The organism is Micromonospora tulbaghiae, from assembly GCF_900091605.1.
Classification (GTDB): domain Bacteria; phylum Actinomycetota; class Actinomycetes; order Mycobacteriales; family Micromonosporaceae; genus Micromonospora; species Micromonospora tulbaghiae.
In genome coordinates this window covers 1-10,822 of record NZ_FMCQ01000016.1, presented here as the reverse complement: position 1 = coordinate 10,822, position 10,822 = coordinate 1, and the positions used below count along the sequence as shown (strand labels likewise).

The following is a 10,822-nucleotide window of genomic DNA, read 5'->3' as shown; positions in this document are numbered from 1 at the left end:
CCCGGGATCGGCACCAGGTCCGCGTCCGCGTCACCGTGCAACGACGGCACACTCGACAACAACCCCCACGTGTACGGATGCTGCGGCGCCCGCAACACCCGCTCCACACTCCCGTGCTCCACCGCCCGACCGCCGTACATCACCAACACGTCATCAGCCACCTGGGACACCACACCCAGGTCATGGGTGATCAACACGATCGCCGACCGGAACTCCTCCTGCAAATCACTGAGCAGATCCAGAATCTGCGCCTGCACCGTCACGTCCAACGCCGTCGTCGGCTCATCCGCGATCAACAGATCCGGATCGTTGACCAACGCCATCGCGATCATCGCCCGCTGCCGCATCCCACCCGAGAACTCATGCGGATACTGATCGAACCGCTTCCCCGGCTGCGGAATCCCCACCCGGCCCAGCATGTCCACCGCCCGCGTCCGCGCCTCCCGCCGACCCGCCCTCGGATGATGCACCCGATACGCCTCAGCGATCTGCCTACCCACCGAGTAGTACGGATGCAACGCCGACAACGGATCCTGGAAGACCATCGCCATGTCCCGGCCCCGCAGCCGCCGCACCTCCTCCTCACCCAACCCCACCAGCTGACGCCCACCCACCCAGATCTCCCCCGAGATGGTCGTGCGCTTCGCGTTGTGCAGACCCAGGATCGCCAGCGACGTGACGCTCTTACCCGACCCCGACTCCCCCACGATCCCCAACGTGCGGCCCCGCTCCACCGCGAACGACACCCCGTCCACGGCCCGCACCACACCGTCCTCGGTGTCGAACCGCACCCGCAGATCCCTGACCTGGAGATAGGGCCCGTCGCCGGATCGCTGCTCCGGCACCTCCGGGCGGTCCGGCTCCCCGGACGGCACCGCCTCCGACCTGCCCATTGACCGCCTCCCCTTCGGTGATGAAGAGAACCTACAGCAAACCCTTGGAGGCGAAAATAAGCTACATCGAGCGGTCTGTCAGCGGTCAGAGCGTAACGACTGGGTTTCCGGTCCGCACGCCCCTCACCTGGGACATTCACGGCCGCGATTGGGCATCTCGGCCTCGTCGTCGCACCCGGGGTGCGACCATGGTCCCGGTGACGAAGGGACCATTCCTGTCGGCACGAGGTGGAGGCGACCATGACCGCGGCGGTGTTCGGCCACGACGGCCCGTGGACCGAAGAGGAGTACCTCGCCCTCGGCGAGACGCGGCAACGCGTCGAACTCTTCGACGGGAGCCTGCACGTGACACCGGCACCGACTCCGCGGCATCAGCGAATCCAGCGGAACCTCGGCAATCTGCTGGAGGCCGCGGCCCGGCACGCCGGCCTGGAACTGCTGGAGACGGTGAACGTCCGGCTCCGGCCAGGCCGCATACCGATTCCCGACCTGGTCGTCACCGAGTCGATCGACTTCGACGAGCCGATGATCGAGGCGCGGGACGTACGGCTCGTGTGCGAGGTCATCTCACCCGGCAACGCGGCGACCGACAAGGTGCTCAAGATGCACTACTACGCCGCCGCGGGCATCGAGTGGTATCTGCTGGTGGAGCAGGAGACCGGCACGCTGCACCTCTACCAGCGACAGGGTCGGCACTACCGGGAGGTGTCGGTGACCAAACCCGGTTCCGTGCTGGAGCTGACCGAGCCCGTCCGGGCCACGGTCCGGCCGGAGGATCTCGTCCCCTGACGGATGTCGGCCCGCTCGCCTAGGGTCGGGCGCATGAGTGAGCGTCAGCGAGCGACCCACCAGGACCGCGCATGAGCGAGTTCGACGCGGCGACCGCCGCCGTCCAGGCCGCCCTCGACGCGGGCGCCCGGTACGCCGACGCCCGGGTCATGCACCGCCGTTACGAGTCGATGTCGGCCCGCAACGGCGACATCGAGGAGCTGAGCCAGGACGAGAGCGTCGGGCTGGGCGTACGCGCGCTCGTCGGATCGGGTTGGGGTTTCCACGCCGTACCCGATCTGTCCGACGCCGCGGCCCGCGACGCCGGCCGGCGCGCCGCGGCGATCGCTGCCGCGAGCGCGCGGGTTCCCGGCCCGCCGATCGACCTGGTGCCGGTCGAGGCGACGGTGGCGAGCTGGGCCTCGGACTGCGTCGTCGACCCGCTCGGGGTGCCGCTGTCGGACAAGGGCGACCTGCTGGTCCGGGCCACGGCGACGATGCGCGAGCACGGCGCCGACCTGGCCGAGGGGCTGTACCAGATCTGGGACACCTCGAAGTGGTTCGTCTCCAGCGAGGGTCACCGGATCGACCAGCGCATCCGGGAGTGCGGTGGCGGCATCTCGGCCACCTCGATCGGTGACGGCGAGACCCAGCGGCGGTCCTACCCGAGCTACCGCGGGCAGTACGGCACCACCGGCTGGGAGCTGGTCACCTCGCTCGACCTGGCCGCGCACGCCGCCCGGATCGCCGAGGAGTCCCGGGAGCTGCTCACCGCGCCGCTCTGCCCGGCCGGCGAGACCGACCTGATCCTCGGCGGCGAGCAGCTCGCGTTGCAGATCCACGAGTCGGTCGGGCACGCCATCGAGCTGGACCGCATCCTCGGCTGGGAGGCGGCGTTCGCCGGCACGTCCTGGCTCGACCTGGCCCGCCTCGGCTCGCTGCGCTACGGCTCGGAGCTGATGAACGTGACGATCGACCCGACCATCCCGGGCGCGCTCGGCAGCTTCGGCTTCGACGACGAGGGCTCGCCGGCGGTCGCCCGGGACGCGGTCCGCGAGGGGCGGTGGGTCGGGGTGCTCGCCGGCCGGGACTCGGCCGCCGCCGCCGGCCTGGACTACGGCGGCAGCGTACGGGCCGACGGCTGGGCCCGCCTGCCGATGGTGCGGATGACGAACGTGGGCCTGGAACCCGGCCCGCACACCCTCGACGAGATCATCGCGGCCACCGACGACGGGGTGCTGATGGACATCAACCGGTCCTGGTCGATCGACGACAAGCGGCTCAACTTCCAGTTCGGCTGCGAGGTCGGCTGGGAGGTGAAGAAGGGTCGCCGGGGGCGGATGCTGCGCAACCCGACCTACACCGGCATCGGCCCGGTCTTCTGGCGCTCGATGGACATGCTCTCCTCGGAGACGGTCGCCTGGGGCACGCCCAACTGCGGGAAGGGGCAGCCCGGGCAGGTCGGGCACACCGGCCACCCGGCCGCGCCGGCCCGGTTCCGGGGCGTCCGGGTTGGGGTGCGGGCATGAAGCGGAGTGCCGGCATGAGCGAGCGCAGCGAGCGAATCGGCAGGCTCAGGGCGACGGTGCCTCATGACGGCACGGAGCGAAGCGGAGTGCCGGCATGAACGCCGAGATGGAGATCGCCGCCGGGGTGGTCGACCTGGTCCGGCACACGGCCGGTCCGGCCGCCGAGGCCGAGGTGCTGGTGACCCGCTCCGACCTGGCGCTGACCCGCTTCGCCAACTCGTTCGTCCACCAGAACGTCTCCGAGACCGGCGTCGCCGTACACCTGCGGTTGCACGTGGACGGGCGGACCGTGACCGGCAGCGGCAGCCGGATCGACGCCGACGGCCTGGCCGCGCTCGTCGAGCGGACCCGGGCCGCGGCCCGGCTCGCGCCGCCCGACCCGGCCTGGCCGGGACTCACCGCGCCGACGCCCGTGCCCGCCGGCCCGGCCGTCGACGAGGCCACCGCGTTCGCCTCGCCCGACGAGCGGGCCGAGCGGGTACGCGCGTTCGTCGCGGCGGTCGAGGGGCTGGAGGCGGCCGGTTACTGCCGCACCGCGTACCGGTCGGGGGCGTTCGCCAACTCGGCCGGGCACACGGCTGTGGGTCGGGCGGCCGAGGCGGCGATGGACGGCATCGCCCGCGCCGGTGGCGCGGACGGGGTGGCGCGGCTCTGCGCCGACCGGCTGGCCGATCTCGACGGCGCGGCGCTCGGCGCCCGCGCGGCGGCGAAGGCACGCGCCGCGGCCGACCCGGTCGAGCTGCCGCCCGGGCACTACGAGGTGGTGCTCGAACCGGCTGCCGTCGCCGACCTGCTGCAGAACCTGGCCTGGCACGGTTTCAACGGCAAGCGGTACGCCGAACGGCAGTCCTTCGCCGAGCCGGGCACGGCACAGTTCGACCCTTCGGTGACGCTGGTGGACGATCCACTGCACGCCGGCACGCTGCCGTTCGACCTGGAGGGCACGCCCCGGCGGGCGTTGCCGCTGGTGGAGGGCGGCACCACCGGCGCGGTGGCGTACGACAGGCGTGCCGGTGCCGAGGCGGGCGCCGGGTCGACCGGGCACGGAATGCCGGGCAGCGCGACGTTCGGGCCGATCCCGCACAACATCCGCCTGCTGGCGGGCACGACCGACGCCGGCGCGGCCGTCGCCGCCGGACCGGTGAGCGCGGGCGTGACCGGGGCGGTGGGCGACCCGGACACCGCCGCGCTGGTGGCCGGCATGCGGCGCGGGCTGCTGGTCAGCGACTTCTGGTACACCCGGGTGCTGGACCCGAAGCAACTCGTGATCACCGGGTTGACCCGCAACGGGGTGTGGCTGGTCGAGGACGGCGTGCCGACCCGGGCGGTACGCGACTTCCGGTTCACCGAGTCGTACCCCCGGGCGCTGGGGCCGGGCCGGGTGCTCGGCCTGGGCCGGACGGCGGTCCGCCAGCCGGGCCGCGTCGACGGTTCCTGGTACGAGACGCCGGCGCTGCGGCTGTCCTCCTGGCACTTCACCGGCGGCGCGTCCGGGTGACCCGGCACGCCGCCGGGCACGCCACGCCGCCGGTCGGCGCACCGTTCGACCGACCCGCCACATTGATCATGAACTGACTCTTTCCAAGCTGCGGGACACACGGGACACTGCGTTGCGCGGCCGGGCCGTGAAGATCGGCGTAACGTGTGTCACTTAGCCGCACCGGTTCACCGGTGTGGCCTCGCGCGTGCGCAGGACGTGACAGTGACGTCAGGGAGATGACTCGAATGACAACTACGTCGGCCAGGACGCCGAGACCGCAGCCGCGGGGAGGGCGGGCACGCGCCGCAATCGCGGCGAAGACGTTGCGGACCGACAGATGGTGGATCGCCCCGCTGATCACAGTGGTGGGGCTCAGCGCGTGGGTCATCTACGCGACGGTCCGGGTCTTCATGCACAAGTGGTACTGGGTGGAGCAGTACCACTACCTGACGCCGTTCTACTCCCCCTGCGTCACCGACCGCTGTGTCGAGGGCTCCTCGCACTTCGGCCAGTTCCTGCCCGGCTGGTGGATCATCCCGGACGCGGCGCTCACCCTGCCGTTCCTGCTGCTGTTCCGCCTGACCTGCTACTACTACCGCAAGGCGTACTACCGGTCGTTCTGGCTGTCGCCGCCGGCCTGCGCGGTGCCGGACGGGCACCAGTCGTACAGCGGCGAGACGCGGTTCCCGCTGCTCGGGCAGAACCTGCACCGCTACTTCTTCTACGCCGCCGCGATCATCTCGCTGATCAACACCTGGGACGCGGTCCTGGCCTTCCACTCCCCCGAGGGCTTCGGCTTCGGCCTGGGCAACATCATCCTGATCGTCAACGTGGTGATGCTGTGGGCGTACACGATCTCCTGCCACTCCTGCCGGCACATCATCGGCGGGCGGCTCAAGCACTTCTCCAAGCACCCGATGCGCTACAAGGCGTGGACCGGGGTGTCCTGGTTGAACGTCCGGCACATGCAGCTCGCCTGGATCACCCTGGGCACCCTGGCGCTCACCGACTTCTACGTGATGGCGGTCGCCGCCGGCTGGATCAACGACCTGCGGTTCATCAACTGAGAGCCTGGACATGACTGAGACGCGAATCGAACGACACCACTACGACGTCGTCGTGATCGGGGCCGGTGGCGCCGGCCTGCGCGCGGCGATCGAGGCCCGGCTGGCCGGCAAGAAGACCGCGATCATCTCGAAGTCGCTGTTCGGCAAGGCGCACACGGTGATGGCCGAGGGCGGCGCCGCCGCCGCGATGGGCAACGTGAACTCGCGCGACAACTGGCAGGTGCACTTCCGGGACACCATGCGCGGCGGCAAGTTCCTCAACAACTTCCGGATGGCCGAACTGCACGCCAAGGAGGCGCCGCAGCGGATCTGGGAACTGGAGACGTACGGCGCGCTGTTCGACCGCACCAAGGACGGGAAGATCTCGCAGCGCAACTTCGGCGGCCACGAGTACCCGCGCCTGGCGCACGTCGGCGACCGGACCGGCCTGGAGCTGATCCGCACGCTCCAGCAGAAGATCGTCTCGCTCCAGCAGGAGGACAAGCAGGAGTTCGGCAGCTACGACGCGCGGATCCGGGTCTTCTCCGAGACCACGATCACCGAGCTGCTGCTCGACGGCGACCGCGTCGCCGGCGCGTTCGGCTACTACCGCGAGTCCGGCGAGTTCGTCCTGTTCGAGGCGCCCGCGGTGGTGCTGGCCACGGGCGGCGTCGGACGGTCCTACAAGGTCACCTCGAACTCGTGGGAGTACACCGGCGACGGCCACGCGCTGGCGCTGCGCGCCGGGGCCACGCTGATCAACATGGAGTTCCTCCAGTTCCACCCGACCGGCATGGTCTGGCCGCCCTCGGTGAAGGGCATCCTGGTCACCGAGTCGGTACGCGGCGACGGCGGCGTGCTGAAGAACTCCGAGGGCAAGCGGTTCATGTTCGACTACGTCCCCGACGTGTTCCGCAAGCAGTACGCGGAGACCGAGGAGGAGGCGGACCGCTGGTACACCGACCCGGACAACAACCGGCGCCCGCCGGAGCTGCTGCCCCGCGACGAGGTCGCCCGCGCCATCAACAGCGAGGTCAAGGAGGGCCGGGGTACGCCGGCCGGCGGCGTCTACCTGGACATCGCCTCCCGTAAGTCGGCCGAGGAGATCCGCCGCCGCCTGCCGTCGATGTACCACCAGTTCAAGGAACTGGCCGACGTCGACATCACCAAGGAGCCGATGGAGGTCGGCCCGACCTGTCACTACGTGATGGGCGGCGTCGAGGTGGACCCCGACTCCGGCGCGGCCTTCGGCACGGTGCGCGGGCTCTACGCCGCCGGTGAGGTGTCCGGCGGCATGCACGGCTCCAACCGGCTCGGCGGCAACTCCCTGTCCGACCTGCTGGTCTTCGGCAAGCGCGCGGGCGGGCACGCCGCCACGTACACCGATCAGCTCACCACCCGCCCGGCGGTGTCGGTGGCGGCGGTGGAGGCCGCCGTGGAGACGGCGCTGGCGCCGTTGCAGCGGGACACCGGGGAGAGCCCGTACCAGCTCCAGCAGGACCTCCAGGTGGTCATGGGCGACCTGGTCGGCATCATCCGGCGCGAGGGCGAGCTCGCCGACGCCATGCGCAGACTGGCCGAGCTGCGGGAGCGGGTGGCGAAGGTGAGCGCGGCCGGCGGCCGGCGCTACAACCCGGGCTGGCACCTGGCGCTGGACCTGCGCAACATGCTCGTGGTGTCGGAGTGCACCGCGAAGGCGGCACTGGAGCGGCAGGAGTCGCGCGGCGGGCACACCCGGGAGGACTACCCGGCGATGGACCCGAAGTGGCGGAGCGTCAACCTGGTCTGCTCGCTGGACGGGGACGCGGTCCGGCTCACCCACAAGCCGCTGCCGAAGATGCGGCCGGAGCTGATCGGGCTGTTCGACCGGGCCGAGCTGGCCAAGTACCTGACCGACGAGGAACTCGCCGAGTTCGACGCCCTCACCGAGGAGGCGAACAACTGATGGGAAGTAAGCGCCAGTTCCGCATCTGGCGGGGCGACGAGACCGGCGGGGACCTGAAGGACTACACGGTCGAGGTGAACGAGGGCGAGGTGGTCCTCGACGTGATCCACCGCCTCCAGGCCACCGAGGCCCCGGACCTGGCGTGCCGGTGGAACTGCAAGGCCGGCAAGTGCGGCTCCTGCTCGATGGAGATCAACGGCAAGCCGCGGCTGGGCTGCATGACGCGGATGTCGACGTTCGAGGAGTCGGAGACCGTCACTGTCACCCCGTTGCGTACCTTCCCGGTGATCCGGGACCTGGTCACCGACGTCTCGTTCAACTACGAGAAGGCCCGGGAGACCCCGGCGTTCGCGCCGCCGGCCGACGTGGCGCCCGGCGACTACCGGATGCAGCAGGTCGACGTCGAGCGCTCGCAGGAGTTCCGCAAGTGCATCGAGTGCTTCCTGTGCCAGAACGTCTGCCACGTGATCCGTGACCACGACGAGAACAAGCCAGCGTTCTCCGGCCCCCGGTACTTCATCCGGGCGGCCGAGCTGGACATGCACCCGCTCGACGCGCGCACCGACCGCCGGGAGTACGCGCAGTCGGACATGGGGCTCGGATTCTGCAACATCACCAAGTGCTGCACCGAGGTCTGCCCCGAGCACATCAAGATCACCGACAACGGGATCATCCCCATGAAGGAACGGGTCGTCGACCGCAGGTACGATCCCCTTGTGTGGCTCGGTAACAAGATCTTCCGGAGGGGTCAGGTGCCTCAGACCAGCGCGACCAGCGGGCATTCGAGTGGTGCCGTCACGTCCGGAGGGGCGCACGGCGGGGCGCACGCGCACGGCGGCGGTTCGCACGCCGGCGGGGTGCACTCGCACGCGGGCGGCTCGCACGACAGCGCCGCCGAGCGTCAGGCGCAGCAGGGCGTCAACTGGCACCGCGAGGTGCCGCACCCGACCGCCCCGGCGGTGGACGCCAACGGCAAGCTGCCGCTGACCGAACTGACCTTCAACAAGGCCGCCGCGCCGTCGCCGTTCGGCGACGACGTGACGTTCCCGCTGCCGCCGGAGCACCTCAACTTCGCCCACCCGCAGCAGGACGAGCCGAAGCACTGAACAGCAGCACGACGATGACGGGGGCCAGCGGCACACGCCGCGGGCCCTCGTCCCGTTTCCGGCAGGCTGTCCGGTTCGCCGGACGGCCCGGCTCGCGCCGCGGTCGTTCAGGGGGTGTCGAGCAGGGGGCGAAGCGCGGCCACGATCGGCACGTCGGCCGGCAGCCAGTCGACGCTGTCCAGCTCGGCGGCGGACAGCCAGCGCAGCTCGGCGTGCTCCAGGGCCTTGGGCTCGTCGCCGTGCAGCAGGCGGGCGGCGTAGACGCGCAACACGGACCGGCCGTGCGCCATCCGTACGTCGCGGCCGACACGCGCGCCGACCGCCACCCGTACGCCCAGTTCCTCGACGCACTCCCGGGCCAGCGCGTCGGTCTCGGCCTCGCCCGGCTCGACCTTTCCACCCGGGAACTCCCAGCGCCCCGCCACCTCGGGAGGCGCGGAGCGCTCGCACGCCAGCACCCGGCCACCCTCGATGATCGCCGCCCCGACAACCACCCTCGGGTCCCGCCGGTCGGCCTGCCCGCTTCCGCTAACCCGTTCGGTCCGCACGGGCCACCAGCGTGCCAGATCAATCGGCGGTTTGGGTAGCTGCGTCGGCCGTCAGGTCAGCAGAACACGGAAGTGTGGGCGTGGACACACCATCTGAGTGGCGAGAGACTAGAGGGCGTCGACTGGGACACGGGATGGCGACGATTTGGCCACAAGCCGGCAACGACGCCTGGGAGGTGCGGTGATGCGCGTGCTGTTCAGCGGCCGGGCGAAGCACGACTACCTCAGCGACGCGCTAGCCCTGCTGTCCGGATGGACGCGCGAGGGCGAACAGATCCGCCGCACGATCGTCCTCGACGACACCCAGCACGCCGCGCTCACCGAGCGGGTGGCGGTGGTTGCCGACGCGCTGCGGCTGCGCCCCGAGATCAGCCGCCGGGCCGACCGTACCCAGATCAGGCTCGGACACGGCGACGGCGAGCCGCTCACCGAGGGTGAGGTGCTGCTGGCCGCGCGCATCGAGGACGCGGTCCGCGCGGTCACCGAACCCTGACACTCCCTGAGAGATCGCTGAGGATCCGGGGTTAGGAAACAAACCTGAGGGTAGGACATCCGGTAACGGGAGGTACAACGCTCCCGAAGTAGACGGATTGTGCGATAACCCCTTAGAACTCCTAACTTTGGGTGCGTTGGAGTTGGCGCCAGCAGATGAGGGCGCAGGCGAGGCTGAGGAAGGCTTGGTGGATGTCGTCGCGGATTTCCCAGCGGATGCGCAGGCGGCGGAACCAGTGCAGCCAGGCGATGGTGCGTTCGACGACCCAGCGTCGGGTGCCGAGGCCAGAGCCGTGGGGTGTGCCGCGTCGGGCGATGACGGGGGTGACGCCGCGGGCCCGGATCTGTTGGCGGTGGCTGTCGTAGTCGTAGCCCCGATCGGCATACAGCCGGTCGGGGCGCCGCCGTGGCGGGCCGGGGCGTCCGCCGATCGGGGGGATGGCGTCGAGCAGGGCGGTGGTCTGGGTGGAGTCGTGGCGGTTGCCGCCGGTCAGCGTGACCGCGAGAGGGATGCCGCCGGCGTCGGTGATGACGTGGTGTTTCGAGCCAGGCTTGCGGCGGTCGACCGGGCTCGGACCAGTTTTGGGCCGCCCTTGAGCGCCCGGATGTGGGAGCCGTCGATCACCGCCCTCGACATGTCCAACTGGCCCGCGCCCCGCAGCCGGGCCAGCAGCACCTCGTGCAGCCGTTGCCACACCCCCGCCTGGTTCCAGTCCCGCAACCTGCGCCAGCAGGTCATCCCGGAGCCGAACCCCAACTCCTGGGGCAGGTACTCCCACGGGATCGCGGTGTAGAGCACGAACAAGATCCCGCACAGCACCTTGCGGTCATCCAGCGGCTTGCGCCCCGGGTACCGGCGGCGGCGTGGTGGGCGGGGTGGCAGCAGCGGTGCGATCTCGGCCCACAACTCATCCGAGACGATCCACGGCGGCTGCTCACCCCTCCTCACGTCCAGACGAAACGACCCTCACATCCGGCCGGTTACGCCCAACATCATTAAGTTAGGACCTCTTAG

General features: G+C 70.5%; 10 protein-coding genes. 7 read left to right on the top strand and 3 right to left on the bottom strand.

The window, feature by feature from the left end:
* The coding region (locus tag GA0070562_RS29800; protein ID WP_091428244.1) for an ABC transporter ATP-binding protein at positions 1-893 on the bottom strand (893 nt) is incomplete at its 3' end.
* Between the two features lie 240 nt (positions 894-1,133).
* On the opposite strand from GA0070562_RS29800, the gene GA0070562_RS29795 reads away from it, so the two are divergent.
* The 6 genes from GA0070562_RS29795 (at position 1,134) to GA0070562_RS29770 (ending at position 8,767) form a co-directional block, all read left to right on the top strand.
* Positions 1,134-1,682: a Uma2 family endonuclease gene (locus GA0070562_RS29795; protein WP_091428246.1), complete on the top strand. Its 549-nt coding sequence runs from the start codon at positions 1,134-1,136 to the stop codon at positions 1,680-1,682.
* 71 nt (positions 1,683-1,753) lie between these two features.
* Positions 1,754-3,190 carry a TldD/PmbA family protein gene (locus tag GA0070562_RS29790; protein WP_091428242.1) on the top strand — a complete coding sequence of 479 codons (1,437 nt, stop codon included), beginning with the start codon at positions 1,754-1,756 and terminating at the stop codon, positions 3,188-3,190.
* A 94-nt stretch (positions 3,191-3,284) separates the two neighbouring features.
* Positions 3,285-4,688 carry a TldD/PmbA family protein gene (locus GA0070562_RS29785; protein WP_091428240.1) on the top strand — a complete coding sequence of 468 codons (1,404 nt, stop codon included), beginning with the start codon at positions 3,285-3,287 and terminating at the stop codon, positions 4,686-4,688.
* Between the two features lie 227 nt (positions 4,689-4,915).
* A complete protein-coding gene (locus tag GA0070562_RS29780; protein WP_091428238.1) occupies positions 4,916-5,737 on the top strand; it encodes a hypothetical protein in 822 nt (273 codons plus the stop codon).
* 10 nt (positions 5,738-5,747) lie between these two features.
* Entirely contained in the window at positions 5,748-7,661 is a 1,914-nt protein-coding gene (locus tag GA0070562_RS29775) for a fumarate reductase/succinate dehydrogenase flavoprotein subunit (protein WP_091428236.1), read from the top strand.
* On the top strand, positions 7,661-8,767 hold the full coding sequence (locus GA0070562_RS29770; RefSeq protein ID WP_091428234.1) for a succinate dehydrogenase/fumarate reductase iron-sulfur subunit: 1,107 nt from the start codon (positions 7,661-7,663) through the stop codon (positions 8,765-8,767). Before GA0070562_RS29775 ends, GA0070562_RS29770 begins: the two co-directional genes overlap by 1 nt.
* Positions 8,768-8,874: 107 nt before the next feature.
* Here the strand turns inward: GA0070562_RS29770 and GA0070562_RS29765 are convergent, their stop codons facing one another.
* Complete coding sequence (locus GA0070562_RS29765) at positions 8,875-9,261, bottom strand: (deoxy)nucleoside triphosphate pyrophosphohydrolase (protein ID WP_091428231.1); 387 nt, start codon at positions 9,259-9,261, stop codon at positions 8,875-8,877.
* A 238-nt stretch (positions 9,262-9,499) separates the two neighbouring features.
* On the opposite strand from GA0070562_RS29765, the gene GA0070562_RS29760 reads away from it, so the two are divergent.
* Entirely contained in the window at positions 9,500-9,808 is a 309-nt protein-coding gene (locus tag GA0070562_RS29760) for a 4a-hydroxytetrahydrobiopterin dehydratase (protein WP_018784696.1), read from the top strand.
* 121 nt (positions 9,809-9,929) lie between these two features.
* Here the strand turns inward: GA0070562_RS29760 and GA0070562_RS29755 are convergent.
* A protein-coding gene (locus GA0070562_RS29755; protein ID WP_210893946.1) for an IS5 family transposase occupies positions 9,930-10,729 on the bottom strand; the annotation gives its coding sequence in 2 pieces (ribosomal slippage) (positions 9,930-10,393 and positions 10,393-10,729; 801 coding nt in all).
* Positions 10,730-10,822 lie beyond the last annotated feature (93 nt).

Bases quoted from the DNA above. Each gene is read 5' to 3' on its own strand.
- GA0070562_RS29775 (WP_091428236.1), top strand. From the start codon at position 5,748: ATGACTGAGACGCGAATCGAACGACACCACTACGACGTCGTCGTGATC.
- GA0070562_RS29790 (WP_091428242.1), top strand. From the start codon at position 1,754: ATGAGCGAGTTCGACGCGGCGACCGCCGCCGTCCAGGCCGCCCTCGAC.
- GA0070562_RS29770 (WP_091428234.1), top strand. From the start codon at position 7,661: ATGGGAAGTAAGCGCCAGTTCCGCATCTGGCGGGGCGACGAGACCGGC.
- GA0070562_RS29785 (WP_091428240.1), top strand. From the start codon at position 3,285: ATGAACGCCGAGATGGAGATCGCCGCCGGGGTGGTCGACCTGGTCCGG.
- GA0070562_RS29795 (WP_091428246.1), top strand. From the start codon at position 1,134: ATGACCGCGGCGGTGTTCGGCCACGACGGCCCGTGGACCGAAGAGGAG.
- GA0070562_RS29760 (WP_018784696.1), top strand. From the start codon at position 9,500: ATGCGCGTGCTGTTCAGCGGCCGGGCGAAGCACGACTACCTCAGCGAC.
- GA0070562_RS29780 (WP_091428238.1), top strand. From the start codon at position 4,916: ATGACAACTACGTCGGCCAGGACGCCGAGACCGCAGCCGCGGGGAGGG.